The sequence below is a fragment of the Streptomyces sp. SS7 genome, from assembly GCF_037993025.1.
Lineage (GTDB): Bacteria > Actinomycetota > Actinomycetes > Streptomycetales > Streptomycetaceae > Streptomyces.
Map to the genome: position 1 here is coordinate 9,204,340 of NZ_CP141223.1, position 26,644 is coordinate 9,230,983.

The following is a 26,644-nucleotide window of genomic DNA, read 5'->3' on the forward strand; positions in this document are numbered from 1 at the left end:
GAGAAGCTTCGGCAGATATGTCTGGTTGGTTCGTATATGCGATTCTGGTGGGTGGGTGCGCCGTTCTCAACCTGTCGGCACCCGCGGCGGGGACGGGAGGTACGTTGCGGACATGCCTCGACCGGGCCCTGATCTTGGCCGGAGCGACACAGGCGGCGGTCTACACGCCCGGGGCCGGGAACGAAGAGCTTCGGCTGGTGGACTCGGCGGGAGGGACCCCTTCCCAGCCGGGGCCCCCGGTCCGGCTCCCCCTGCCCGGTGACTCGCCCGCCGCACGCGCCTTCCTCACCGACCGCCCCCTGTGGCTGAGCACGGACCCCTCGCAGGGCGCGCTGCCCCTCGACGTGGAGGGCAGGCGCCTCGGCTGCCTGGTCGTCACGGGCGCCTCGGCCGACGGCTTCGAGGCCGACCAGCGCCGCTTCCTGGAGCGCTACGCCGACGCCGTCGCCGGTCTCCTCCAGCCCGTGACGGGCCCGGCCGAGCCGTCCTCGCTGCTGGACCCCGCCCTGCGCAGCCTGCGCGTCGGCTCCTTCGTCCTGGTCCCGGACACCGGTCTGATCGAGGCCGACGACACCCTCCTCGACCTCGTCGGCATCTCCGCGGACGACTTCGACGGCAAGGCCGACACCCTCCTCGCCCACGCCCTCCCGGAGGACATGCACGCCCTGATGTCGGTCCTGGAGCCGTCCCCCCAGGCCTCCGGCCGACGCGAACTGGAGTTCCGGGTCCGCGGGCCCACGGGCGAGATGCGCTGGCTCAGCCTGATCTGCCGGGCCGAACCGGCCACCGCCGACCTGCCGGAACAGGTCCTCGGCGTGGTGACCGCCACCCCGGTGCTGCGCCGCAGCGCCGACGACGTCTCCCGGATCCAGTGGCTGACCGCCGCCCTCGACGACGCAGTGACCGTCCGTGACGTCGGCCGCGTGGTGGTGTCCGCGCTGCGCGAACCGCTGGGCGCCGACCGGGTCGCCCTGGCCGCCCTCCAGGACGACCGGCTGATGGTCACCGTCCTCGACCCGCCGCAGCCCGCCGCCTGGCCCGACGCCTGGCGGGCCGAATGGCGCACCGAATGGCCCGACGCGCCCGTCCGCTCCCTGCCGACCCTGCAGGCCGCCCTCGGCGACGGCCGGATGGACCTGTGGCCCGCCGGCACACCCCTGGAACCCGGCCTCGCCGGCGTCGGGCCGGGCGGGCTCGCCGTCCTGCCACTGCCCGCCAAGGGCCGGGTCGCCGGCGTGTGCCTGGTCGGCTGGGACCTCCCGCACGACTTCGTCCCCGAGGAACGCTCGCTGCTCACCGCCACCGCGGCCCTCGTCGGCCAGGCCCTCCAGCGCGCCCACGCCCACGACGCGGAGCAGGAACTCGCCACCATGCTCCAGCGCAGCCTGCTGCCGCGCCGGCTGCCCGAACTGCCCGGCGGGATCGCCGTCGCCCGCTATCTGCCCGCCCGGCGGGGACTCCAGGTCGGCGGCGACTGGTACGACGTCATCGCCCTGTCCGAGGACCGCGTCGGCCTCGTCATCGGCGACGTCCAGGGCCACAGCGCGGGAGCCGCCACCATCATGGGCCAGATGCGCACCGCCGTCCGGGCGTACGCCATGGAGGGCCACCCGCCCGACGTCGTCGTCTCGCACGCCAACCGGCTCCTCGTCGGCATGGAGACCGACCTCTTCGCCACCTGCTGCTACGCCGAGCTCGACATGGAGGAGGGCAACACCCTCTTCGTCCGCGCCGGACACCTCGCCCCGCTGGTCCGCCACCCCGACGGCGGCACCGAGGAGGTGGAGGTCGCGGGCGGGCCGCCGCTCGGCATCCTCGCCGAGGCGGAGTTCCCCATGACCTCCGTCGCCCTGGCCCCCGGCACCGTGCTCGCCCTCGTCACCGACGGCCTGGTCGAGGCCGCCGACCTGCCCCTCGACGAGGGCATGCGGCGCATCCGCACCGCGCTCGCCGCGGCCGACCCCGCCGATCCGGGCGCCATGGCCGACGAACTGCTCGGCGACGCGGGCCGCCGCGAGGACGACGTGGCGCTGCTGCTCCTGCGCTACGACGGCATGGAGACCCGCCCGATCCGGGCCGGCTGGATGGTGTGGCGGCTGCCCGACGCCGTCATGCACGCCCGCCGCTTCACCGCGCGCACCCTGCGCCGGTGGAAGGTCGCCGAAGCCGGCGACGCGGTCCTGCTGGTCGTCTCCGAACTCGTCACCAACGCCCTGGTGCACACCACCGGACCGGTCCGGCTCGACCTGGTGCTGCGCGGCGACCGGGTCAGGGTCGGCGTGAGCGACGCCTCGCCCCGCGCGCCCGCCAAACCGGTGATCGTGGACTGGGAGTCCACCGGCGGACGGGGCCTGATGCTGGTCGAGGCGATGTCGGAGTCCTCCGGCTCGGTCCCGGTGGCCGGCGGCAAACAGGTGTGGAGCGAGATCGTCGTACCGGACGGGGAAACCGACGGAGAGACGGTCCGGGAAGCGGTCGGCGGGACGGACGGCGGGCACGACGGCCGGACCGGACGGGAGCCGGGCGCCGGGGCGGAAGCCGGTGACGTGCGATGAGACGGCTTGGCCGGCCGGTCACCGCGGCGGTCGCCGCCGCCCTCCTCGCGCTGCCCGCAGCCGCCTGCGGCGGCGACACCGGCACCCGCTCCGACGCCTTCACCGTCGGCCTGCTCCTGCCCAGCCGGTCCGTCCCCCGCTGGGAGCACTCCGACCGGCCGCTGATCGAGGCGGAGGTCAAGAAGCTCTGCCCCCGGTGCACCTTCGAGTACGCCAACGCCGAGAACGACGTGGCCCGGCAGCAGCAGCAGATGATCTCCATGATCACCAAGGGGGCCGCGGTGGTGATCCTCGACGCCGCCGACACCCGCGCGCTGCGCTCCTCGATCCAGGAGGCGCGCAAGTCGGGCGTCCCGGTCGTCGCCTACGACCGGCTCGCCGAGGGTCCCGTCTCCGGCTTCGTCGGCTTCGACGCCCTCCAGGTCGGCCGGCTCCAGGGCCAGGGGCTGCTGGACGGCATGGAGAAGCGGGCCGACGGCCGGACCGTCGTGATGATGAACGGCGACCCGGCCAGCACCAACGCCGCCTGGTACCGCAAGGGCGCCCTCTCCGTCATCCAGGACCGGGTGCGCATCACCAGGTCGTACGAGACCCAGGACTGGAGCACCCAGGCCGCGCACGCCAACATGTCCGCCTCCATCGCCGCCCTCGGCCCCTACACGATCGACGGCGTCCTGGCGGCCAACGACACCATCGCCGCCGGTGTCATCTCCGCCCTCAAGAGCGCCGGCGTCCACCGGCTGCCGCCCGTCACCGGCCAGGACGCCGACCTCGACGCCGTACGCCGCATCCTCGGGGGCGAGCAGTACATGACCGTCTACAAGCCGTTCCGCGAGGAGGCCGCCGAGGCCGCCGGCATGGCCGTCGCCCTGGGCCGCGGCGAGGACGCGCGCGACCACGCGCCGACCACCGTGGACAGCCCCACCAGCCGCGGCATCCCGGCCGTCCTGCTGACCCCCCGGTCGGTGAAGGCCGCCGACATCCGGGGGGACCCTGGTCAAGGACGGCGTGTACACCGTCGAGCAGATCTGCGCCCCACCGGTGCGGGCCGCCTGCGAGCGGGTCGGGCTCATCCCGTGACGGACGCCCCGGCCAGCAGCCGCTGCGCCTGCTGTCCGCTCACCTTCTCCTCCGCGCCGCAGAAGGTGCACTGCGTCAGGTACGTCGTCGATACCGGGAACAACGGCACGAAGAACAGCGTGAACTTGGTGACCCGCTTGCGCAGCGCGTGCGCGGCCGGGTTGCCGCACCGGCCGCACACCAGCGTCAGGATCGCCAGCTGGTACAGATAGCCCTTGGTACCGAAGATGATCACGCGGCTGTCCCTCCCGGTCCGTGCCCGTGCGCTCCGCCCAGTCTCCCGCATGCGGCACCCGGGTTCATGCCCTGGGCCACGCGGGGGAACGCCCGGCCGCGACTGCCGCCGCCGTCACCGGCCCGCCGCGATGTTCGTCAGGCGCCGCACCCCGGCGCCTGTCGCGCTCCCGCAGGGAGCCACCCCCATGCTCCCCCAGGAGAGGCCCATGTTCCGACTTCCCCGGCCGGCGGGCGTCATCGCGGTGACCCTCGCCCTCGGTCTGCTCGCGACGACTCCCGCGGCGGGCGGCGAACCGAGCGTGTCCGACCCGCGCGTCATCGCCCACTTCGACCTCGCGAAGGGGCAGACGCCCGAGAACATCGCCCTCGAACCCGACGGCTCCGCCGACCTGACCTTCTTCTTCGCCCGGAAGATCGTCAACGTCACCCGCGCCGGCGCCACCCGGACCCTCGCCACCCTGCCCGCCGTGGCGGACCCCGATACCCCGGTCGTCACGGCCGCCGTCGTCACCGGCATCGCCCGCGCCGCCGACGGCACCCTCTACGTCAACTACGCCACCGGCACCCGCAGGACCGGCATCTGGCGCCTGGCCCGCGGCGGCGGCGCCCCGCGGCAGATCGCCGAACTGCCCGCCGACGGCTTCCCCAACGGCCTGGCCCTCGACGAGCGCCGGGGCGTGCTCTACGCCGCCGACTCCGTGCTCGGCACCGTCTGGCGCGTCCCGGTCGGCGGCGGCTCCCGCACCGCCTGGGCCACGGGAGCCGCGCTCGCCCCGGGGACCGGAGCCGACGCCTCCGGCTTCGGCGCCAACGGACTGCGCTTCCACCACGGCGCCGTCTGGGTGTCCAACAGCGACGCCGGCACCCTCCTGCGCATCCCCGTCCGCGAGGACGGCTCCGCCGGACCCGTGGGCACCCGGGCCACCGGCCTCACCGGGATCGACGACTTCGGCTTCGTCGATCGGCACCGCGACACCGTCCTCGCCGCGCTGCTCGGCAGCAGCGAGGTGGTCCGTGTCGCCCCGGACGGCGGCCGCTCCGTCGTCCTCACCGCCGCCGACGGCCTGTCCAACCCGACCGCCGTGGCCGTCCGCGGCCGAAGCGCCTACGTGACCAGCGCGTCCTACCTCGAACAGGACGACCCGAACCTCCTCCTCGCCCGCGTCCACCAGCGCGACCGCGGCTGACTCAGCGCTCGTGCACGACCCGCCCGTCGAACACCGTCAGGTCGACCTGCACCTCGGTGATCGCGTGCGGGTCCAGGCCGAGCAGCGGCCGGTCCAGCACACACAGGTCCGCGGCCTTCCCCGCCTGGACCGTCCCCTTCCACTCCTCGGCGAAGTCCTGCCGGGCCGGATGGACGGTGTACGCCCGCAGTGCGTCGACCAGGCCGACGCACTGCTCGGGACCGCTGGCCCGGCCGCTCGCCTTCGACTCCCGCAGCATCATCGCGGCCACCCCCTGGCGCCAGTCCGGCACGGTGATCGGCGCGTCGGAGGAGGCGCAGACCGCGACCCCGGCCTCCAGCGCGGATCGCACGGGCCACTGGTAGGCGGACCGCTCCCGCCCCACCACCTCGTCCATCAGGTCCGACACGGTCCACTTGATCGCCGGGTTCATGTTGACGCCCCACCCGTGCGCGGCCAGCCGCGCCAGGGAGCGAGGGCCGACGAAGTCGCCGTGGATGACGTAGTGCCGGGCGTCCGGGCGGGGCAGGGCCGCATCGGCCGCGACGAACGCGTCCACCACCGCGTCGATCGCCAGATCGCCGGTGACGTGCACGCCCAGCTGGTGACCCGCCGCGTGCGCGACGCGGATCATCTCCCTCAGCTCCTCGGTCCGCAGCGCGGGGGTGTCGCCGTGCACGCACAGCGCGCCGTGACCGCCGCCCGCGTACGGCTCGCTCATCCACGCCGTACGGTTCGGCGGCACCCCGTCGGCGAAGATCTTCACCCCGAGCACGTTCAGCAGGCGCGGATCGGCGGTGAGCGGCGCGCCCAGCTCCGTCAGGCCCTTGCGCAGGTCGTCGGCCGAGCCGCCCATCGGCGCGGGCAGCAGCAGCACACCGACGCGGGCGTCGAGCTCGCCGTCGGCCACGAGTCCGGCGTACGCGGTCAGGTTGTCGGTGCTCAGCCCGCCGAAGAACGTCGTGGCACCGCCCGGCCCGAGCCCCGGCTCGGTGTAGCTCGTGATGCCGCGCGTGTGCAGCTCCGCCACGACGGCCCGGATCGCCTCGCGGCGCCGCGCGACGGTGGGGGAGGGCAGCGCGGCCAGCACCAGGGACTGGGCCGCCTCCCGCAGGATCCCGCTGGGCCGGCCGTCCGCGTCCCGGTCCACCACCCCGCCCGTCGGGACCGCCCCGCCGGCGTCGATGCCGCACACCCGCAGCGCCGCGCTGTTCACCCACACCATGTGCGAGGAGAAGTCGGTGAGACACACCGGATGGTCCGGTGCCACGGCGTCCAGGTCGCGGCGGTGCGGGAACCGCCGCGGATCGCTCACGCACTCCGCGAGATAGCCCGGGTCCCAGCCCAGCCCCACGATCCACTCACCGGGCCCGGCCGTGGCCGCGGCCCGCCCGACGGCCCCGGCGACGTCGGCGATCGACCGCACGGCCGGATGACCGACGTCCAGGGCGAACGGGGGTTTCGTCATCCCGTAGGCGGCCCCGTGCAGATGGGAGTCGTTGATGCCGGGCAGGACCGTCCGCCCGCCCAGGTCGACGACCCGGGTACCGGGCCCGGCCAGGGCGCGCACCTCGGCGTCCGAGCCGACGGCCACGATGTCCCGGCCGCGCACGGCCACGCCTTCCGCGACCGTGAACGCGTCGTCGAGGGTGAGGACCTGACCGCCGGTCAGGACGAGGGTGGGGGTGCTGTCGTTCACGCGAGGCCTTTCTGCGCGGTCGGAGGAGAGGGCGGTCACCGGGTCGTCCGGGGGCCGAGGAAGGCGAGGCCCGCGCCCGCCACCAGGGCCACGCCCTGGGCCATCTGCTGCCAGAAGGCGGGCACGTTCAACAGGGTGAGGCCGTTCTGCAGACAACCGAGGAACAGCACGCCGAGCAGCACTCCGAACACCGAGCCGCTGCCGCCGCTCAGCGCGACCCCACCGAGCAGCACCGCCGTCAGCACGGTCAGTTCGAACCCCGCCCCCGACGTCCCCGCCACCGCGCTGTCCAGCACCGACGCCTTGATCGCGCCGGCCAGCGCCGCCGCCACCCCCGTCACCACGAACAGCGCGAACGGCGCCCGGCGCACCGCGATGCCCGACAGATGGGCCGCCTCCCGGTTCACCCCGATCGCGAAGACGTGCCGCCCCGCCGGGGTGAACGCCAGGAACGCCGCGCCCGCCACCAGCACCAGCGCCGCGATCACCACCGGCGCGTCCACCCCGGCGATCCGTGACCCGCCCAGCCAGGCGAACCCCGGCCCGAAACCGCTCAGCGGCAGCGGGAACAGCTGCTGCGCCAGCCCGCGCACGGCGGTCAGCATCCCCAGCGTCACGATGAACGGCGACAGCCCCAGGTAGCAGCAGAGTGTCCCGTTCACGGCCCCGACGGCCGCGCCCACGGCCAGCGCGCCGAGCACCGCGACCACCGGCGACTGGTGCTGCTCGCCGGCGAGCCGGCCGGCCACCAGACCGCCCAGGGCGAGCGTGGACCCCACCGACAGATCGAGGTACCCGCTGATCACCAGCAGCGCGAGCGGGACGGCCACCACGGCGAGGGTCGCCGCGTCGGTGGCGATCCCGCGCAGATTGCCCGCGTCGAGGAAACTGCCCGTCGTCACCTGGAAGACCGGCACCATCACGGCGAGGACGGCGAGCAGCGGTTGGCGGCGTACGGCGGTGAGCCGCCCGTACGTCATCCCCCGCGGGGCGGTCAGAGTGGTCATGCTGCTCCTTCGTGGACGGCCGACAGCAGCGCGGCCTCGGTGAGTTCGGGTCCGCTCAGCTCGCCGACGACCCGGCCGGCCGCGACGATCAGGGCGCGGTGGGCCAGCGCGACGACCTCCTCGGGGTCGTTGGACGCGAAGAGCACGGCGGTGCCGCGCTCGGCGGCGAGGGTGCGGACGACGCCGTAGATCTCCTGGCGGGCGCCGATGTCGACGCCCTGCGTGGGCTCGTCGAGGAGCAGGACGTCCACCTCGCGAGCCTCGTTGATCCAGCGTCCGAGGACGAGTTTCTGCTGGTTGCCGCCGGAGAAGGCGGCGGCGGGCAGGTCCGGGCGGGCGGGGCGCAGGGCGACCGTGTCCGACAGCGCGCCGAAGATGCGGCGTTCGGCCCGCGCGGAGCGGACTCCGTGCCGGGCCAGTCGGCGGACGGTGGGCAGCAGGGCGTTGTCCTGTGCGCTGAGCACGGGGAACAGGGCCTGGGCGCGCCGGTCGCCGGGGACCAGGGCGATACGGGCGGCCAGCGCCTCCGAGGGGCGCGAGGGGCGGACGGTCCCGCCGCCGACCCGGAGGGTTCCGGCGGTCGCCCGGTGCCTGCCGTAGATCGTCTCGAGGAGGCTGGTGCGGCCGGAGCCGGTCAGGCCGTGGAGGGCGACGATCTCGCCTTCGGCGACGGTGAGGTCGACGGGGCCGAAGCGGGGGCCCTGCAGGGCGTCGAGGGTGAGGCGGTGCGGGTGCGGGTGCGGGTGCGTTTGCGGTTGTGGCTGCGGGGCGCGCGTGGGGCGTCGGCGCGGCTGGTCGCGCCCACGCGCGGGAGCCGCTTCGTGAGACGCGCCGCGCCCCTTCGCGGTGGGGCCGCTGATCGCCCGGACCAGGTCCCGGCGGGACTGGCCGGCCATCGGGGCGTGGTGGGACACCCTTCCGTCTCGCAGTACCGTCACCTCGTCGGCCAGGCGCTCGACCTCCCCCAGCAGATGGGTGACGTACACGATCGCCAGGCCCTGGGTGCGCAGGTCCTCCACCCGTTCCGCCAGGGCCTCGCTCTCCGCGCCGGAGAGGGCCGCCGTCGGTTCGTCCAGGACCAGGACCGAGGCGCTGCGGCTGAGGGCCTTGGCGATCTCCACCAACTGCCGCTGTCCCATGGGGAGTTCGCCTACGCGGGTGCGGGGGGAGCAGGTGGCGGCGACCCGTTCGAGCAGTCCGGCGGCCACCTCCTCCTGGGCGCGGCGGTCGATCCGGCCGTACCGGGTCCACTCCTGGCCGAGGAAGATGTTCTCGGCCACCGTCAGGGAGTCGACGACGCTGAGCGTCTGGAAGATGATCGCCACCCCGGCGGCGATCGACTCGCGGGGGCTCAGCCGGGTGTGGCAGGCGCCGCCCACCTCGATGGTGCCCGCGTCCGGCGGGAAGGCCCCGCCGAGGCAGCGGATCAGGGTGGACTTGCCGGCGCCGTTGTGCCCGAGCAGCGCGTGCACGCGCCCGCCCGGGACGGTCAGGTTGACGTCGTCCAGGGCCCGGACACCGCCGAAGGACTTGGTCAGCCCCCGGATGCGCAGATGGGGTTCGGTCATCGCGGGCGCCTAGGAGTTCTGGGCGAGCAGGGCGTCGATCCGCGCGGTGTCGGAGGGCCCGACCAGGGTGATCGGCACCTGGACCCCCGGGTTCGCCTTCCCGGCGGCCACCGCGAGCGGCACGTCCACGATCGCGTCGGCGATGTCCTGCGGGGCGAGCGCGGCGGAGGCGCGGTAGAAGGTGCCCTGCTTGATCGCCAGGAGGGAGGGGGCGGCGCCGTCCTGCCCGCCGACGAACGTCCGCGCGTCGCCCGCCTTGCGGCCCGCCTGCTGGAGTGCCTTGAAGCCGCCGTACGCCGCCGCGTCCGTGACGCCGAGGACGAGGTTGAGGTCGGGGTGCTTGGCGAGGACGGCGCGGGTTTTCGACAGCCCGGTGTCCGGGTCGATGGCCTGCTCCTGGGCGACGACGTCGACGCCGGGTGCCTTCGCCGTGAACGCCTCGACCATGCCCTGGGTGCGCTCGCGGCCGAGCTGGATGGTGCTGTCGGTGAGGAAGGCGATCTTGCCCTTGCCGCCGAGCGTCTCGTTGGCCCACCGCGCGGCGGCCTCCCCGAGGAGCCGGCCGCCCTCCAGGAAGCTGAACTGGATGTCCGCGCTCTGGTGTTCGAGCGATCCGCCGTACGTCACCCAGATCAGGCCCGCGTCCAGAGCCCGCTTCGCCAGCGCCTCGGTGGCCTCGAAGACCATCGGGAACGACACGATCGCCGGCACCTTCCGGGAGACCCACGTGGTGAGGTTGGCGGCCTGGGTGTCGGCGCTGCTCGCGTCGCTCGTGGTCAGCAGCGAGACGCCGCGCTTCTTCGCGGCGGCGGTGGAGAGCTTGACGAGGGTCGCGTACAGGGGGAGCTGGGTGAAGGGGTAGTCGAGGCCGATCTGCGTCAGCTCCGAGGTCCTCGCCGCGGGCGTGCCCGCCGCCTCGGCCGTGCTCGCGCCGCCGGGGGCCGAGCAGCCCGCGGCGCCGAGCGCCCCGGTCACCACGGTACCGGCCGACCAGGCGAGGAAGCGGCGGCGGGAGGCCGTGGGGGCGGGGACGTACGGGGATCTGGACATGGCGCAACTCCCAGGGAAGGCGGCCCGGCACTGCGGGCGTCCGGCTGTGCCGAACAGGAAAGACCCGGGCGCCGCGTCCCGCCATCCGTAGAAATACCGACCGCCTCCGGGTCCCGCGAACGCCTTGTGGCACACGCCCGCCGGCCCTATCGTTAGGGTCCAAACAACTTGCCCGCCCGCTCGCTGACGGTCCGCCCGCCCGTCCGCTCTCCCGCCCCTCGCAGAACTCCCCGGAGGCCCGCGTGTTCGGTCACCGGCAGATCGCCGCCGCCGCCCGCATCGGCATGCTCACCCGGGAACGGGACACGCTCGGCGCCTGCGCCGAGGCCGTGGCGGAGCTGGGCCGGGCCCTGCCGTTCGACGCGGTCACCCTGCTCTGCATCGACCCCGTCTCCCGCGCCCATGTCCAGGTCGCGGGCCTCGGCTACACCGCCGAGGACTCCCAGGCCATGGCCGCCGAGTTCATCGGCACGCCCTGGTACGGAAACGTCGTGGACCGTGCCCTGCCGATGTCCATCTCCGAGGACGCCGACGACGCCCCCGGCCCGCGCTTCCGGCAGGGCTGGTTCTACGCCGAGCGGGTCCGGCCGACCGGCTTCCGCGACGGCCTGACCGGGGCGCTGCGGCACGACGGGCGGCTGGTCGGCCTGGTGCATCTGTCCACCGAGGGGCGGGACGTCTACGACACCGAGGCGCGCCGCCTGCTCGCCTCCCTGCTGCCCGCCCTCGGCGCGCTCGCCGACCCGGCCGACCCGCGTGACCTGCCCACCGGGGCGCGGGCCGGGCTGTTCACGGCCGGCGGCGCCGTCGACCTGCCGGGCCGGGACGGCGCCGAAGTCCTGCACGACCCGGACTTCCGGCGCCTCGCCGAGGCCTTCGAGGCATCCGGCGGCCTCCGGCTGCGGGTGCTGTGGCCGGTCGGCGCGGGCTGGTGCCGGGTGGTGCTGCGGCGCCGTACCGTCGGCCCCGCGCGCGAGGCGGTGCTGGTCACCGAGGTGCCCGCCGAACTGCCGTACGGCGTCAGCCCCCGCGAGCTCGAGGTGCTGACCCGGGCCGCCACGGGCCAGACCAACCAGGCCATCGCCCAGGCCCTCTACCTGTCACCGCGCACCGTGCACAGCCACATCGAGCACCTGCTGCGCAAGACCGGCTGCGCCTCCCGCGCCGAGGCCACCGCCCTCGCGGTCCGCGACGGCGTCCTGCGCCCGGCCCCCGAGCACCTCGCCCACTTCGTGGAGCGGGTCCCGGCCGACTGAGCCGCGGGGGAGGCTCCGCCTTTGCCGGCCCCGGGGTCCGGCGACGCCGGGCGCGTGGGTGTCCGGTGAGGCTGGCGGGGGGCCGCACTCGACGTCGGCCGTGCCGCGCTGCCGCCTGCTTCGGCGGCACCCCGTGGCCGTCGGTGCTGACCCGGGCGCGCATGGCGCGGGGTGCGCGGGGTCGGGGACCGCTACGGGGCGGGCGCCGCCCGGTCTGGCGCGGTGTCCGGATCGGGGTGGCGGTGCGGCTCAGTCCCCGCGCAGCCGGTCGCGCTGGAGCCGCCTGGCCAGGGCGCGGCGTACCGAAGCGGAGGTGGTGGGAGGCGCGTCGTGCGCGGGCTGGTCGAGGCCGCGGCTGATCGCGTCGTACGCCGCCCGGAATCCGGTGGGCAGTTCCGCGGCGCTCGCCCTCAGGTCGGTCTCGACGAGCCGCCGCAGCGCGTCGACGGTCTGCGGGGTGAAGCGTTTCCTTCCCCGGTCGAGGGCGTCGAGGTGCCGGGTGCAGTGGGCCGTGCCGTCGAGGAGTTCGGAGATCTCCTCGGCCAGGCCCCACAGGCGCCCTTCGAGCCAGGGGGCGTCGGACTGGTCGAGGGCGAGTGCTGGCGGGCCCGACGGACTGACCCGGTGTTTCGTCATCTGCTTGGACACGGCCGGCTGGCTCATCCCGGCGAGCCGGGCGATGGTGTCCTGCGTCCAGCCGAGCCCGGCGAACACCTGGATCATCTCGGCGCGCAGCGCGCGCATCTCCTCGCCCGCGCGGATGACCTCGTTGATCTCCGTCAGCATGCGCTCGGCCTGCTCTTCGGTCAGCGTCTCGGGGGCGCCCCTGCTCTCCTCACCTGCCACAACCCGGTTATACACCCTGCTCGGCGCGGATCAGATCGCCATAACCGGGTTGTACAACCAGGTTATGGCTGCGAGGATCCCGTGCATGCCCACTTTCTGCGCCCCTGACGGCACCCGGCTCGCCTACCGTGAGACGGGCACCGGAGCCCCTCTGGTCTGTGTCCCCGGCGGCCCCACGGACTCCGCGTACCTCGGGGATCTCGGCGGTCTGTCCGCCTGTCACCGGCTGATCGTCCTGGACCTGCGCGGCACCGGGCGGTCCGCCGTCCCCGAGGACGCCTCCTCCTACCGCTGCGACCGGCTCGTCGACGATGTCGAGGCCCTGCGCGCGCACCTCGGACTGACCCGGATCGACCTCCTGGGCCACTCCGCCGGGGCGAACGTCGTGACGCAGTACGCGGCCCGGCATCCCGGGCGCGTCGGGAGACTGGTGCTCGTCACCCCCGGACTGCGGTCCGTCGGCATCGAGATCACCGGTGCGACACGGCGTGAGCTCGCGCGGCTCAGGAAGGACGAGCCGTGGTTCCCGCGGGCGTACGCCGCCCTGGAGGCGATCACCAGGGGCGGGCCCGCCGACGCGGAGGCGATCGTCCCCTTCTTCCACGGCCGCTGGGACGAGGCCGCCCGCCGGCACCATGCGCGGGCGCGCCCCGCCGACGAGCGGATCGCCGCCCTCTTCGGTGCCGCCGGGGCCTTCACCCCCGCGGCCACCCGTGCCGCGCTCGCCGCCCTCCCCGCTCCCGTCCTGCTGCTCGCCGGTGAGTTCGACGTCAACAGCCCGCCCCGCTCGGTCGCGGAGTTCGCCGGACTCTTCCCGGACGGGGCCCTCGTCGTGCAGCCGGGAGCGGGCCACTACCCCTGGCTGGACGACTCCGCGCGGTTCGTCGAGACCGTCTCGGCGTTCCTGGCCCCGGCGGCCGGCCTCAGCGGCACAGGGCGAACAGGTCGTCCTCGAACGTGGGGAACTCGGCCTTCGCCCCCTCGATGACCGCGCGGGCGGGACGGCGCGGGGTGGTGGCGTGCCGTGCGGCCAGCTCGGCGAGTTCCGGGTGGGGACGGACATCGCGGTCGGGGTATGTCGCGGCCTCCATCGGGCCGTATCCGTCGGCGAGGACCCACAGGAAGTCCGACAGGTTCCCCGCCACCACCCCGACCTCGCCCTCCGAGCCGAGGAACACCACCGGCTGCTCGGTGAGCGGCAGCCCCGGGCGCACACACCACAGGGCGGCGAGCCCGCCCGTACCGTCCTGACCGAACACCCGGTAGGCGGCGCCGTCGAGTTCGCGGTTGCCGGTCCAGTCGCGGATCCAGTCGGCGGTCTCCTCGGCGGAGTCGAAGGCGTCGTACGGCTCGAAGTCGAAGCCGTCCCCGTCGTCGTAGGGGAAGTCCGCCGTGGCCACCTCGGCCAGGGCGGGCGGGAAGCGGCGGTCGTCGGTGATCGTCTCGGTCATGGGCGCAGCCTAGGCGCGACCACCGACAACGCCCTCGTGGGGTTGTTGTGACCGCTGTCATGACCGAAGCTGCCCACCGGCAGCCGCCACCGACGAACGGGGAGGACCACCGTGGGGGACACCGTCGCACGCAGCCTGTGGGAGCGGTTCGAACCGGTCCACGGCCTGGTCTACTTCGCCCCCGAGGTCCGCCGGGCCGCCGACGACCTCGGCCTGCGCGGGTACTGGATGGGCTACTTCGCCCTGCGCGCGGCTCCGCTCGGCCCCGCGCCCGCCTCGGTGGTCACCGGCTGCTTCTACGTCTTCCACCCCGACCGCGTCACCCGCGCGCTGCCGGACGCGTGGAGGTACGCCGACCCGGCGGACGTCCTCGCGGTGCGCGCGCGTGCCGTCGCAGCCGCCATGACCGAGGTGTACGGACCCGGGGCCGTCGCCTCCGAGGAGATGTCCGAGGCGGCCGACCTGGCCTGGGCGGCGGCCGAGGCGGCGGACACGGCGGGGCGGGTGCTGGGCGCCGCCAACCAGGCGCTCGCCCGCCCGGCCGAGCCGCACGTCCGGCTCTGGCAGGCCCTGACCACCCTGCGCGAACACCGGGGAGACGGCCATGTCGCCGTCCTCGTCGCCCGGGGAGTGGGGCCGGTCGAGGCGATGGTCCTCAAGTGCGCGGCGGGGGAGTCGGACGAGGAGGCGCAACGGCAGACCCGCAAGTGGGGTCCGGAACCCTGGCGGGCGGCGCGGGCCCGACTGGTCGCGCGCGGCTGGCTCGGCGAGGGCGGGCGGCTCACCGAGGAAGGGGCGGCAGCCCGCGACGGGATCGAGGCCGACACGGACGCCGCGGCCGCCCGGCCCTGGGAGGCCCTCGGCACCGAGGCCACCGCCCGCCTCGCCGGACTGCTCACCCCCCTGGCCCGGACCGTCCTGGACTCGGGGATCGTCCCGCCCGCCAACCCGGTGGGACTGACCCGGGCGTCGTGGGGGAGCGGCGGCAGCTGATTCCGCCCCGGGCGGCAGGTGCCCACCTCACCCCGACTCCGTAGCTGCCCACGTCACCCCGACGCCGGGGGCGACAGCACCGGCTCCGCTCAGTAGGCTCCGGGACATGCGGATCTCCGTCTCCTCGGACATGGACGAAGCCGTGGCGCGCACCCTCGTCTCGGAGCTGCGCGGCCGCGGGCACGACGTCGTGACCCACGGTGCGCTGCGTCCCGGCGACGACCCGCAGTGGGCCGTGTGCGCCGAGGCCGCGGCGCGGGACGTGTCCGGAGGGATCTCGGAGCAGGCCGTGGTGTGCTGCTGGACCGGCACCGGCGCGTCGATCGCCGCCAACAAGGTCCCCGGCGTGCGGGCCGCCCTGTGCGTCGACGCCTACACCGCCGACGGCGCCCGCCGCTGGAACGACGCGAACGTCCTCGCCCTCAGCCTGCGCCTGACCTCCGAGCCGCTGCTCAAGGAGATCCTGGACGCCTGGTTCGGCGCGGAGCCCAGCCCGGACGCCGAGGACCGCCGCAACGTGCGGCACGTCGCCGGTCTCGACTCGGCCCGAGCCACGCCCTGAAAGCCCTCAAGGGCGCATCCGCTCGGCCGTATGGGCCGGTCGGCCCTGTCGGGCGCCCCGAGGACCGGGGAGAGTGGGGAGGTACGGTCCGGCACGCACCCGCGCGCGACCCCCGTCCGGAAGGGAACCCGTGATGCCCGTCGAACCGCAGCAGTCCTCCGCCCGGCTGTCCGACGACGAGCTCAGGACACTGCACGCCCACTGGCGCGCCGCGAACTACCTGTCCGTCGGCCAGATCTACCTCATGGCCAACCCCCTGCTCACCGAGCCGCTGCGCCCCGAGCACGTCAAGCCGAGGCTGCTCGGCCACTGGGGCACCTCACCGGGCCTCAACCTCGTGTACACCCACCTCAACCGGGTGATCCGCAACCGTGATCTGAACGCCCTGTGCGTGTGGGGCCCCGGGCACGGGGGCCCGGCGGTGGTCGCCAACTCGTGGCTGGAGGGGTCGTACACCGAGACGTACCCGGACGTCACCCGGGACGCGCCCGGCATGGCCCGGCTGTTCCGGCAGTTCTCCTTCCCCGGCGGCATCCCCAGCCATGTCGCCCCCGAGACGCCCGGCTCGATCCACGAGGGCGGCGAGCTCGGCTACTCCCTCTCCCACGCCTACGGCGCCGCGCTCGACAACCCCGACCTGCTGGTGGCCTGTGTGATCGGCGACGGCGAGGCGGAGACCGGTCCGCTGGCCGCCTCCTGGCACTCCAACAAGTTCCTGGACCCGGTCCACGACGGCGCGGTCCTGCCGATCCTCCACCTCAACGGCTACAAGATCGCCAACCCGACCGTGCTGGCCCGTATCCCCGAGGCGGAACTCGACGAGCTGCTGCGCGGCTACGGACACGACCCCATCCACGTCACCGGCGACGAGCCGTACGCCGTCCACCGCGCGATGGCGCAGGCCATGGACACCGCGCTGGACCGCATCGCCGCCCTGCAGCGCGCCGCCCGAGTGGAGGGCGCCGGGGAGCGGCCGCGCTGGCCGGTCATCGTGCTGCGCACCCCGAAGGGCTGGACCGGGCCCGCCCATGTCGACCGGCTCCCCGTGGAGGGCACCTGGCGCGCCCACCAGGTCCCGCTGTCCGCCGTCCGGGACAACCCCGACCATCTGCGCCAGCTGGAGGCCTGGCTGCGCTCCTACCGGCCCGAGGAACTCTTCGACGCCCACGGCGCGCCCCGCCTCGACGTCCTCGCCTGCGTCCCCGACGGCACCCGCCGCCTCGGCGCCACCCCGCACGCCAACGGCGGACTCCTGCTGCGCGAGCTCCCCCTGCCCGCCCTCGACTCCTACGCCGTCCCGGTCGACAAGCCCGGCACGACCCTGCACGAACCCACCCGCGTCCTCGGCCGGTTGCTCGAGGACGTCATGCGGTCCACCGCCGAGCGCCGGGACTTCCGGCTGGTCGGCCCCGACGAGACCGCCTCCAACCGCCTCCAGGCCGTCTACGGCGCGAGCGGCAAGGCCTGGCAGGCACAGACCCTCCAGGTCGACGAACACCTGGACCGGCACGGCCGGGTGATGGAGATCCTCTCCGAACACACCTGCCAGGGCTGGCTGGAGGGTTACCTCCTGACGGGACGTCACGGCCTCTTCTCCTGCTACGAGGCGTTCGTGCACATCGTCGACTCCATGGTCAACCAGCACATCAAATGGCTCCGGGTGACCCGGCGACTGCCCTGGCGCGCCTCCATCGCCTCCCTCAACTACCTGCTCACCTCGCACGTGTGGCGCCAGGACCACAACGGCTTCTCCCACCAGGACCCCGGTTTCGTCGACCACATCCTCAACAAGAGCCCCGAAGCGGTACGGGTGTACCTCCCGCCGGACGCCAACACCCTGCTGTCGGTCGCGGACCACGTCCTGCGCAGCCGCGACTACGTCAACGTCGTCGTGGCCGGGAAGCAGCCCTGCTTCGACTGGCTGTCCATGGACGCCGCCCGGGTCCACTGCGCGCGCGGCGCCGGGATCTGGGACTGGGCCGGCACCGAGAACGGCAGCCGCGAGCCCGATGTCGTCCTCGCCTGCGCCGGCGACGTCCCGACCCAGGAGGTGCTGGCCGCCGCCCAGTTGCTCCGCCGCAACCTGCCCGAGCTGGCGGTCCGTGTCGTCAACGTCGTCGACATCGCCCGCCTCATGCCGAGCGCCGAACACCCGCACGGCATGAGCGACTTCGAGTACGACGGGCTGTTCACCGTCGACAAACCGGTGATCTTCGCCTACCACGGCTACCCGTGGCTGATCCACCGCCTCGCCTACCGCCGGGCCGGGCACGGCAACCTGCACGTGCGCGGCTACAAGGAGATCGGCACCACGACCACGCCCTTCGACATGGTCGTCCGCAACGACCTCGACCGCTACCGCCTGGTCATGGACGTCATCGACCGGGTCCCCGGGCTCGCCGTGCGCGCGGCGGCCGTACGGCAGCGGATGGAGGACGCGCGACTGCGCCACCATGACTGGATCCGGGTCCACGGCACCGACCTTCCCGAGGTCGCGGACTGGTCCTGGGACGGCTGAGACGGCAGGTCACGGGCGGCCGGGCAGGGCGCACGACCGGGGGCGGACGGCGCAGGGCGAGGGGCAGGAGGACGGCGCGCGTGCGCCCTGGCACGGCGCCTCGCCCGGTGCCTACAGTGGTCGGCCAGCCCTGCACGCGGATCCGGCGGGGCGACATCCCCGTGGTCCCGGCCGGGCGTCCGCCCGGCCCCCCGGTTCGGCTCCCGCACGCCGGCGCGGCTCCCAGGGCGACCGGCGCGAGGACCGCCCGCGCGACAGGCACCATCCGTGACACCGCTCGCACCGCGCGCACGAGGGCACCCGCGGACGCGAGCGCGCGTCGACATCACTGGAGGCCGCTGTGTCCCGACCGAGCATCGCCCTGATCGCCGATCCCACCTCGTCCGAAGGCTGCCGGGAGTACCTCGCCGACGCGGTGGACCTGCTCACCGGCGCACCGCCCGTCCGAGTCGACGCCCGGCACTTCGCGACCGGCGGCCGTGGCCGCGGCGTCCGCGACGGGGGCCGGTTACGGCTCCAGGTCCCCGAGGAGGGGCTGGACTTCGTCCCCGACGTCGTCCTGCTCTACGAGATCCCCCCGCACCGCCGGCGGGACCTCGCCGCCTTCCAGGAACTCCTGCGCAACCATGACGTGGTGACGCTGGGCAGCGGAGCCGAGGCCTGGCGTACGGCGACGGAGAAGAACCTCACCGTCGCCCGCTTCCGCCGCGACGGCATCGCGCAGATGGAGACCGTGGTGCTGTCCCGGCCCTCTCTCTGGGAGGCGGCCGACGTGTTCGACCGGCTCGGCGGCGACACCTGGGCCCGCCCCGTCGTCGGCACCGGCGGCGACGACACCTTCCACGTCACCACCCCCGACCTGCTGGAGTACGCCACCGCCTACTACGCCGACCACGGCACCGACTGGATGCTCTCCCGCGACGCCGGCAACATCACCGCCGACGGGCTGCGCCACCAGTTCCGCGTCTTCGTCCTCGGCGGGCAGGTCGTCCACGCCCGTGAGCACCTCCAGCCGGAACCCGACACCCCCTGCAACACCTGCCGGGGCGCCACCCCCGTCCACATCGACCCGCCCGACCTGCCTCCGCGCCTGACCGAGCTGGCCGTCGCCGCCACGGCCTCGGTCGGGCTGCCCTTCGCCGGCGTCGACCTGGCGGTCGAGAACGGCGGGGTCGTCTTCGAGGTCAACGTCCAGCCGGCGTTCGTCGACGGACGCCTCGAGGTGGAGAAGGTGGCCGTGCCCTACGTCCAGGCCCATCTGGACGCCTTCGAACTGGCCCGCGGCGGCCCGTCCCGGGGGCTCACAGCCTCAGCGTGAACCAGGTGGTCTTGCCCTCGTCCGTCGGCCGCACCCCCCAGCCGGCGGCGAGGGCCCGGACCAGGATCAGGCCCCGCCCCGACTCCTCCTCCTCGGTGGCCAGCCGGGGCTGGGGCAGCTGCGGACTGCGGTCGCCGACCTCGACGGTGAGATCGGTGGCCGTGCGGTGCAGATGCAGTCCGATCGGGCCCTCGGCGTGCAGGACGGCGTTGGTCAGCGTCTCCGACAGCAGCAGCAACGCGTCGTCGGCGCGTGCCCCGCAGTTCCACGAGGCCAGGGTCCGGCGCAGGAAGGCACGCCCCTGCGGCACGGACGCCGGGGCGGCCGCCAGTTCGGTGGTGACCGACGCCAGCGGCGGCTCCGGGAGCCGGGCGAACAGCAGGGTCACGTCGTCGTTGTGGCTGTCGGCGTCCGGCAGCAGCCCCGCCAGCACCTGGTCGGCGGCGGCCTCCAGCGACGGCGTCCCGGCGAACAGGCCCTCCAGCAGCACGGTGAGTTCGTCGATCCTGACCTCGATGTCGCTGCCGGGCGTCTCCACCAGGCCGTCCGTGTACAGCACCAGAGTGGCACCCGGCGGTATCTCCGTGCTGGACTGCTCGTACAGCACGTCCCCCACCCCGAGCGGCGCGTTCACCGGGCAGGGCAGCGCGGTGATGCCGTCGCCCACCCCCGCCACCAGCACCGGCAGATGACCCGCCGAACAGACCGTGACCGTGCCCGCGTCCGGGGCGATGACGAGGTAGCAGCAGGTCACCAGCTGATCGGGGACGTCGAGATCGGCGACGCACGTGTCCAGCGCCCGCATCAGCTGACGCGGCTGCATCCCGGTCTTCGCCAGCGCGTGCGCGGCCGACCGCAACTGGCCCATCACGGCCGCCGCTTCGAGCCCGCGGCCCATCACGTCACCGATCAGCACACCCACCCGGTCGGCGCCCAGCGGGATCAGGTCGAACCAGTCGCCGCCCACCCCGGCGCCCTGGGTGGCCGGCCGGTAGCGGCTCGCCGTGTCCAGCCCCGGCAGGGCGGGCGGCGTGCCCATCAGACTGCGCTGCAGGGTGAGCGCGATGTGCCGCTGCTGCTCCAGGAGCGCGGTGAGTTCGGCCTCGGCGCGCTTGCGGTCGCTGATGTCCCGCACGATCGCGCAGGCCCCGACCACCGTGCCGTGCGTGTCCCGGGTCGGCCACAGCGTGACGTCCACGTCCAGCAGCGTTCCGGTGCTGGTCAGCCGTAGGGTCTCGAAGTGCTCGACCTTCTCGCCGTGCCGCAGCCGCTTCAGCAGGGAGCGGACCTCGCCCCGCAGCTCCGGCGGTGCGAGCAGCGACACATGACGCCCTATCACCTCCTCGGCCGTGTAGCCGTACAGCCGTTGCGCGGCGGCGTTCCAGTAGGTGATGTACCCGTCGAGCGTCTTCGCGAGGATCGCGTCCTGCGAGGACTCCACCAGCGCGGCGAGCTCGTTGATCCGGGCCTCGGCCGCCTTGCGGTCGCTGACGTCCCGCACGGCCGCCGACACCAGCAGGCCGTCCGCCGTCTCCAGCGGGCTGAGACTGATCTCCACGGGGAACTCGGTGCCGTCCTTGCGGAGTCCGTGCAGTTCCAGACCGGCGCCCATGGGCCGCACCTGGCGGTTGGAGGTGTACGCGCCCCGGTGGCCGGTGTGCTGGTCGCGGAAGCGGTCCGGGATGAGCAACTCGACCGGATGGCCGAGGAGTTCCTCACGGCCGTAGCCGAACAGCGCCTCCGTCTGGGCGTTGACCAACCGGATGGCGCCCCGGTCGTCGACGATGACCATGGCGTCCGGCGCGGCCTCCAGCAGTCCGCGGAAGCGCTCCTCGGCCCCGCTGGGCGCCCCGTCCGGTATGGGCGCGCCGCAGCCGCACCGTTTCTGCTGCACCCTGCCTGAACGCAGCCCGGGATCTGCCTGCATCACGTCGGCCATCTTCCACCTCACCCTGCGCGACGGTTCAGGCCACTACAGCGCCTTTCGGCCGCCACCGCTCCGGGAAGTCGTTTACTGTCCTTTCACTGTCCGAACCTGAACGCGGAGCCACGGGATGACCGCGTGAGGGCGCACGCTGTCCTGCGCCCCGGTCGGGAGCCGCCGTACGCTCGTGACGTGCCCCCGTCCAACCGGCCGGACCCGGACCCCGCCTCCGCCGTCACCGGCCTCACCGGCAGGCCCGTCCACCGGGTGCGCCCGCTGTCCGGGACGCTCTGGGAGGCACTGCTCGACGACGGGCGCACGGTGATGGTCAAACGGGGTGACGGGCGGGACGCCGTACGGGCCGAGGCCGCCGGGCTGCGTTGGCTGGCCGCGGCGGACACCGTACGGGTGCCCGGCGTGCTCGGCGACGACGAGCGGTGGCTGGTGACGGAGCGGGTGGTGACCGGGCCGCCGGGCGCGCGGGCCGCCGTACGGTTCGGCCGGGACCTCGCCGCGCTGCACGCCGCGGGCGCCCCGGGCTTCGGCGCTCCTCCGCCGGGCGGCCCCGAGAAGGCGTACATCGGCCGCGCCTCCCTGCGCAACACGGTCGGCGAGGACTGGCCCCGCTGGTACGCCGAGCACCGGGTGCTGCCCTATCTGCGTGCCGCGGTCGACGCCGGCACGGTGCGCCCCGCCGAGGCGGCCGACGTCGAACGCCTCTGCGCCCGGCTGCCCGGACTGGCCGGGCCCGCCGAGCCGCCCGCCCGGCTCCACGGCGACCTGTGGAACGGCAACGTCCTGTGGGGTGCCGACGGAGACGTGCGGATCATCGACCCGGCCGCGCACGGGGGCCACCGTGAGACCGACCTGGCGATGCTCGCCCTGTTCGGCTGCCCCTGCCTGCGGCAGGTCCTCCAGGGATACGAGGAGGTCGCACCGCTCGCCGAGGGGTGGGCCGGGACGCGTCGGCGTGCACCAGCTCTTCCCGCTGCTGGTGCACGCCGTGCTGTTCGGGAGGCCGTACGCCGAGCAGGCGCTCACGGTCGCCCGGACGGCCCCGTGACCCGCCTTCCCGCGGCTCAGTGGGCGCCCAGTCCGCCTCCGCCGAACGAGCCGCTGCTGCCCTTGCTCCAGCGGGGCCTGTTCTTGTCCGTGCTCGGCCGGGTCTGGAGGTTGGTCAGCTCATAGGGGGTGAGGGGGCGTTCGCCCTTGGCGGCGCGGGGTACCTCCTGCGACTCACGGTTCTCGCGGATCTCGCGCACCGCGCCGTCCTCGGGCAGGCGCGGCTGTTCCTCGGGACGCGGCCGCGGCGACTCGCGCGCCTTGACGCGCGCGCCGAACCAGAAGCTCCCGGCCAGCAGCGCCACGACGACGACTGCGACCAGGAACAGCACCAGGCTCATGAGGCCGCTCGCGGCGGCCAACTGCTCGCTTGCGGTAGTCATATCGCCTCAATACCCCAGGAATCGGTAGCAAACCCCGCGCCGCCCTACCCATTACTCACTGCTCGCAAACCGGCACACAGGGCGCCCGGCGGGGGGCGCGCCCGCGTTTGGCACGCTCCGCCCCGGCTACCCGCGACCCGTGACGACCACGACTGCGACCCCGACGACGAAGAAGACGACGACCGAGACCGAGACCGCGACCGCGACTGCGACAACGGCGGGGGCAACGGCCACGACCCCGGCGTCCTCCCCGCCCTCGCAGGAACTCGTGCGCTTCCTGGAGGACCGCTTCGCCTGTGCCGAGGCGTCCGCCGACTGCGCGCGGGCGTGCGTGCTGCGGGCGAGCGCACTGGATCCGGAGGGCACCGAACGGCTGCGGCTCCTGCGCCGCAAGGCCATCCTGTGCGCGGAGGTGTGCGACGCCACCTGCCGGGTGCTGGCCGAGGACACCCGGGTGGACGAGGCGGGCCTGCGCGTCCAGCTGGAGTGGTGCAGGACCGTCTGCCTGGAGACCGCGCACGCCTTCGGCGACCAGCGGAACCGGCCGTTGCCGCCGCAGGCCGGGGAGACCGCCGAGGCCTGCCGCGCCTGCGCCCGGGCCTGCACGGACTTCATGGCCACACTGCGCTGAGCACCCCTTACACGAGCGTCACCGAGCAGCCCTGCACGAGCGCCGCCCGCGCCTCGTCGACGATCCGCCGCATCACCGCCACCGGCAGCCCCGGATGCCGGGCCGCCGTCTGTGCGGTGGACAGGTCACGCAACAGCCCCACCAGGGTGCGCGCGGGCAGCCCCGGGTGCCGGGCCGCCGTCGCGCGGACGGTCTCGTAAGGGTCGCTGAGCAGCCGTACCGCCGAAGCGGCCGACAGACGGGGATCGGCCGCCGCCCGGGCCCGCACCTCCTCGCTCGCGTCCCGGCCGAACCGCTCGACCAGCTCGGGCGTCGAGTCCGGGTCGTCCAGCGCCAGCCGCCGCATCCGGGGGCTGGGGTCGTCGGCGTACCGGAGCAGATCGCGGCGGGGGAAGTTCGGATGGCTGTGCGGCCGGTCCGGGTGACTGAAGCTGCCGGTCCACCACCGCCACACCGACAGCAGCAGCTCGGCGGGCGCGTCCTCGCAGGACTCGGCGAGGAAGAGGTGGACGATCCGGTCCTCGTCCCGGGCCAGCCGCTCGACGACGTCCGCCGGAAGGTGCCGGGCCCGGGCGACGCTCCGCCGCAGCAGGGGATGGGCGGAGGCGGCCAGCCGGCGCATGGCGTCGGGGTCGCCGTGCAGTTCCCCGACCCAGCCGAGGGTGCGGCACAGGGTCTCCGGATCGAACGGGAAGTCGATACGGCCGCGGTCGTCCTCGCCGATGCCGGGGTGCACCGACGCCGCGAACCGGACGTCGCCGTCCTCGTCCCTGCCGAGCAGGAGGACCAGGTCGGGGTCGAGACGCGGATTCCGGGCGAGGCGCCGGCGCCGGACCGGGTCGGTGTCCCGGACCAGCTCCTCGGCCAGCGGGCGCTCCAGCCGACAGCTCTCCGCCGCCCGGTCCCGGAGCCCCTCGAACGCCTCGAAGACGGCCCGCGGCATCGGCCGGTCCTCATGGTGGCGGAGCAGCGCGGCGGTGCGGACGCCTGTGTCGGCATCGGCCAGGAGGCCTGCGCGCGCCGCCTCGTCCAGATGCGGCCAGGCGGGTCCGCAGACCGCGGCCCGCACGCCGGCGTGGGAGTCCGCCGCGAGGGCCCTCAGGACGGGCACGGGCAGCCCCCGCGCGTACGCCAGCTCCTCTCGCACGGAGGCGGAGGGGTCGGCGGCCAGCCGCTCGCAGAGGGCGGGCGGAAGTCCTGTGAGCCGCGCCTTCCACAGCAGGGCCGCCCGGCGCCGGGGTTCCTGCTCGGCGAGGACCAGGCGGCCGAGCTGCTCCGGCGTCAGGTTCGCCCCGTGCTCGGCGAACCCCGCGCGGACGTCCCAGTCCTCGTGGGTCATCGCCGCCTCGATCACCGCGGCCGACTGGGAGTGGTACGGCAGGAAGCCCGACAGGTCCAGCAGCTCGATCCGCAGGTCGTCGGGGACGCCGGGATTGCCGCCCAGGCTCTCCGCCCACAGCAGCCAGAACTTCCTCGGCACCCCCGACAGCAGCGACTCCCAGGACTCCTCCCGCTGCCGCGGGGTCTCCTCGGCGGCCCGGCACGCCTCCTCCTCGACACGCTCCGCGATCCGGTCCACCACCGTGATCCGGATGCGGTCGGCGTCGGCGGTCACCCCGAGCAGTGTGTCCCCGCCGACCGCCATGGCGACGAACTCCGCCGGCCCGTCCGGCGCCGGGCGGAGTCCCCGCGCGAGACTCCATCCGGGCGTCAGCCGTACCCGCGCCCAGTGCCGGGGGCCGCGGCCGGGGCTCGGGCCGTCGATCTCGACGAGGAACAGGCCGTCGCCGTCGAAGAAGCCGTTCTCCCGCGCGAGGCGGTGCCACCGCGCGTCGATCTCCGCGGGCCGGTCTGCCGGCAGGGTGACCAGCGGCGCGGTCTCCCCGGAGGTGACCCGGCGCCACGCCTCCCGGGGTGGCAGTGGCCCTTCGGAGTACCAGGGGTCCGCGATCTCGAGCCCCGCCCGCTCCAGCCGCGTATGCGTTCCGTCAACCGTCATGGGACGACATCCTCTCCGCACCCTCCCTCTTCCCGCCCTGCCATTCCCAATTAATGGAACACGTTCTACCGTGTGCGCCGTCAGGACACCGGCCTGGGGAAGCCTGGAGGCGCCGTGCACCTCGACCACACACCCGAGCAGCAGCGACTGCGCGCCGAACTGCGCGCCTACTTCGCCGAGTTGGTGCCGGACCATGCCTATGCGCGGCACTCCGACCCGGTCGGTGCGAAACGCTTCTACCGCAAGACCATCCGCCGCCTGGGCGCGGACGGCTGGCTCGGCGTCGGCTGGCCCGAGGAGTACGGCGGCCGCGGCCTGACCCCGATCGAGCAGTTCGTGTTCTTCGACGAGGCCGCACAGGCCGGCGTACCGCTGCCGCTGATGGCCCTGAACACCGTCGGTCCGACGATCATGCAGTACGGCACCGAGGAGCAGAAGGCGTACTTCCTGCCGAAGATCCTCTCCGGCGAGATCGACTTCGCCATCGGCTACAGCGAGCCCGACGCCGGCACCGACCTCGCCTCCCTGAAGACGCGCGCCGTCCGGGAGGGGGAGGAGTACGTCGTCAACGGCCAGAAGATCTGGACGACCAACGGGGACACCGCCGACTGGGTGTGGCTGGCGACCCGCACCGACCCCGCGGCCCCGCCGCACAAGGGCATCACCATGCTCCTGGTGCCGACCACCGACCCCGGCTACTCCTGCACGGTCATCCGCACCCTGGCCTCCCACGACACGACCGCCAGCTACTACGAGAACGTCCGCGTCCCCGTCACCCACCGGGTCGGCGCCGAGAACCAGGGCTGGCGGCTCATCACCAACCAGCTCAACCACGAGCGGGTGACGCTGGCCGCGCACGGCACCATGGCGATCCGCGCCCTGCACGACGTCCAGCGCTGGGCCACCGAGACCAAGCTCGCCGACGGCCGCCGCGTCGTCGACCTGCCCTGGGTCCGCAGCCGCCTGGCCCGGACGCACGTCAGGCTGGACGCCCTCAAACTCCTCAACTGGCAGATGGTGGGCGCCCTGCAGAACGGCACGCTCACCCCGCAGGACGCCTCCGCCGTCAAGGTCTACGGCTCCGAGGCCCGCCGGGACGCGTACGCCTGGCTCCTGGAGATCGTGGCGGCCCCCGGAGCACTCCAGGAGGGCTCGGCGGGGGCCGTGCTCCACGGCGAGCTGGAACGCGGCTACCGCTCCGCCGTGATCTTCACCTTCGGCGGCGGCAACAACGAGATCCAGCGGGAGATCATCTCCTGGATCGGCCTGGGGATGCCGAGGGTGCGGCGGTAGGCGCGTGCGACGAGGATTTTCAGAC

General features: G+C 74.1%; 20 protein-coding genes and 2 pseudogenes. 12 read left to right on the top strand and 10 right to left on the bottom strand.

What is annotated here, in order from left to right; genetic code table 11:
- Positions 1-104 precede the first annotated feature (104 nt).
- Both U5640_RS41420 and U5640_RS41425 read left to right on the top strand, forming a co-directional pair.
- Complete coding sequence (locus U5640_RS41420) at positions 105-2,555, top strand: SpoIIE family protein phosphatase (protein ID WP_340384374.1); 2,451 nt, start codon at positions 105-107, stop codon at positions 2,553-2,555.
- Positions 2,552-3,379: pseudogene (locus tag U5640_RS41425) on the top strand (substrate-binding domain-containing protein); the annotation flags it as partial. The gene U5640_RS41420 and the pseudogene U5640_RS41425, both read left to right, overlap by 4 nt.
- Positions 3,380-3,624: 245 nt before the next feature.
- On the opposite strand, the gene U5640_RS41430 reads toward U5640_RS41425, so the two are convergent.
- On the bottom strand, positions 3,625-3,870 hold the full coding sequence (locus U5640_RS41430; RefSeq protein ID WP_340385643.1) for a zinc-ribbon domain-containing protein: 246 nt from the start codon (positions 3,868-3,870) through the stop codon (positions 3,625-3,627).
- Positions 3,871-4,078: 208 nt separating this feature from the next.
- On the opposite strand from U5640_RS41430, the gene U5640_RS41435 reads away from it, so the two are divergent.
- On the top strand, positions 4,079-5,059 hold the full coding sequence (locus U5640_RS41435) for a hypothetical protein (RefSeq protein ID WP_340384375.1): 981 nt from the start codon (positions 4,079-4,081) through the stop codon (positions 5,057-5,059).
- 1 nt (position 5,060) lies between these two features.
- On the opposite strand, the gene U5640_RS41440 is transcribed toward U5640_RS41435, so the two are convergent.
- Genes U5640_RS41440 through U5640_RS41455 form a run of 4 tightly spaced genes read right to left on the bottom strand, consistent with a single transcriptional unit; the run spans position 5,061 to position 10,383 of the window.
- Positions 5,061-6,758: an amidohydrolase gene (locus U5640_RS41440; RefSeq protein ID WP_340384376.1), complete on the bottom strand. Its 1,698-nt coding sequence runs from the start codon at positions 6,756-6,758 to the stop codon at positions 5,061-5,063.
- 35 nt (positions 6,759-6,793) lie between these two features.
- Entirely contained in the window at positions 6,794-7,765 is a 972-nt protein-coding gene (locus tag U5640_RS41445) for an ABC transporter permease (protein ID WP_340384377.1), read from the bottom strand.
- Positions 7,762-9,333, bottom strand: coding sequence for a sugar ABC transporter ATP-binding protein (locus U5640_RS41450; RefSeq protein WP_340384378.1), 1,572 nt, complete (start codon positions 9,331-9,333; stop codon positions 7,762-7,764). The genes U5640_RS41445 and U5640_RS41450 overlap by 4 nt, the downstream gene beginning before the upstream one ends.
- A gap of 9 nt (positions 9,334-9,342) precedes the next feature.
- Positions 9,343-10,383, bottom strand: a complete 1,041-nt coding sequence (locus U5640_RS41455) for a substrate-binding domain-containing protein (RefSeq protein WP_340384379.1) — start codon at positions 10,381-10,383, stop codon at positions 9,343-9,345.
- Between the two features lie 242 nt (positions 10,384-10,625).
- On the opposite strand from U5640_RS41455, the gene U5640_RS41460 reads away from it, so the two are divergent.
- Positions 10,626-11,639, top strand: a complete 1,014-nt coding sequence (locus U5640_RS41460) for a LuxR C-terminal-related transcriptional regulator (protein WP_340384380.1) — start codon at positions 10,626-10,628, stop codon at positions 11,637-11,639.
- A gap of 249 nt (positions 11,640-11,888) precedes the next feature.
- Here the strand turns inward: U5640_RS41460 and U5640_RS41465 are convergent, their stop codons facing one another.
- Positions 11,889-12,485, bottom strand: a complete 597-nt coding sequence (locus tag U5640_RS41465; protein WP_340384381.1) for a sigma-70 family RNA polymerase sigma factor — start codon at positions 12,483-12,485, stop codon at positions 11,889-11,891.
- A gap of 85 nt (positions 12,486-12,570) precedes the next feature.
- Here U5640_RS41465 and U5640_RS41470 point away from each other — a divergent pair, with 85 nt between their 5' ends.
- A complete protein-coding gene (locus U5640_RS41470) occupies positions 12,571-13,473 on the top strand; it encodes an alpha/beta hydrolase (protein WP_340384382.1) in 903 nt (300 codons plus the stop codon).
- Here U5640_RS41470 and U5640_RS41475 read toward each other — a convergent pair.
- Positions 13,409-13,936 (bottom strand): SMI1/KNR4 family protein, encoded by a 528-nt coding sequence (locus U5640_RS41475; RefSeq protein WP_340384383.1) that lies wholly within the window; start codon positions 13,934-13,936, stop codon positions 13,409-13,411. The genes U5640_RS41470 and U5640_RS41475 overlap by 65 nt on opposite strands.
- Before the next feature lie 111 nt (positions 13,937-14,047).
- Between U5640_RS41475 and U5640_RS41480 the strand changes: the two genes are divergently transcribed.
- The 4 genes from U5640_RS41480 (at position 14,048) to U5640_RS41495 (ending at position 19,327) form a co-directional block, all read left to right on the top strand.
- Positions 14,048-14,929 (top strand): hypothetical protein, encoded by an 882-nt coding sequence (locus U5640_RS41480; RefSeq protein WP_340384384.1) that lies wholly within the window; start codon positions 14,048-14,050, stop codon positions 14,927-14,929.
- A 106-nt stretch (positions 14,930-15,035) separates the two neighbouring features.
- On the top strand, positions 15,036-15,491 hold the full coding sequence (locus U5640_RS41485) for an RpiB/LacA/LacB family sugar-phosphate isomerase (RefSeq protein WP_340384385.1): 456 nt from the start codon (positions 15,036-15,038) through the stop codon (positions 15,489-15,491).
- A 133-nt stretch (positions 15,492-15,624) separates the two neighbouring features.
- A complete protein-coding gene (locus tag U5640_RS41490) occupies positions 15,625-18,009 on the top strand; it encodes a phosphoketolase family protein (protein ID WP_340384386.1) in 2,385 nt (794 codons plus the stop codon).
- Between the two features lie 340 nt (positions 18,010-18,349).
- Positions 18,350-19,327 (top strand): alpha-L-glutamate ligase, encoded by a 978-nt coding sequence (locus U5640_RS41495; protein WP_340384387.1) that lies wholly within the window; start codon positions 18,350-18,352, stop codon positions 19,325-19,327.
- On the opposite strand, the gene U5640_RS41500 is transcribed toward U5640_RS41495, so the two are convergent.
- Positions 19,311-21,221 carry a PAS domain S-box protein gene (locus tag U5640_RS41500; protein WP_340384388.1) on the bottom strand — a complete coding sequence of 637 codons (1,911 nt, stop codon included), beginning with the start codon at positions 21,219-21,221 and terminating at the stop codon, positions 19,311-19,313. The two genes, U5640_RS41495 and U5640_RS41500, sit on opposite strands and share 17 nt — an antisense overlap.
- 222 nt (positions 21,222-21,443) lie before the next feature.
- On the opposite strand from U5640_RS41500, the pseudogene U5640_RS41505 reads away from it, so the two are divergent.
- Positions 21,444-22,314 (top strand): annotated as a pseudogene (locus U5640_RS41505) (fructosamine kinase family protein).
- 16 nt (positions 22,315-22,330) lie between these two features.
- Here U5640_RS41505 and U5640_RS41510 read toward each other — a convergent pair.
- Positions 22,331-22,696, bottom strand: coding sequence for a DUF6479 family protein (locus U5640_RS41510; protein WP_340384389.1), 366 nt, complete (start codon positions 22,694-22,696; stop codon positions 22,331-22,333).
- 268 nt (positions 22,697-22,964) lie between these two features.
- Here U5640_RS41510 and U5640_RS41515 point away from each other — a divergent pair, with 268 nt between their 5' ends.
- The gene (locus tag U5640_RS41515) at positions 22,965-23,327 is read left to right on the top strand and encodes a ferredoxin (protein ID WP_340385645.1); all 363 of its coding nucleotides are present in this window, start codon (positions 22,965-22,967) and stop codon (positions 23,325-23,327) included.
- Between the two features lie 7 nt (positions 23,328-23,334).
- On the opposite strand, the gene U5640_RS41520 is transcribed toward U5640_RS41515, so the two are convergent.
- Positions 23,335-25,326, bottom strand: coding sequence for a PE-PGRS family protein (locus U5640_RS41520; RefSeq protein WP_340384390.1), 1,992 nt, complete (start codon positions 25,324-25,326; stop codon positions 23,335-23,337).
- Positions 25,327-25,440: 114 nt separating this feature from the next.
- Between U5640_RS41520 and U5640_RS41525 the strand changes: the two genes are divergently transcribed.
- Positions 25,441-26,619 (top strand): acyl-CoA dehydrogenase family protein, encoded by a 1,179-nt coding sequence (locus U5640_RS41525; protein ID WP_340385647.1) that lies wholly within the window; start codon positions 25,441-25,443, stop codon positions 26,617-26,619.
- Positions 26,620-26,644: the final 25 nt, after the last annotated feature.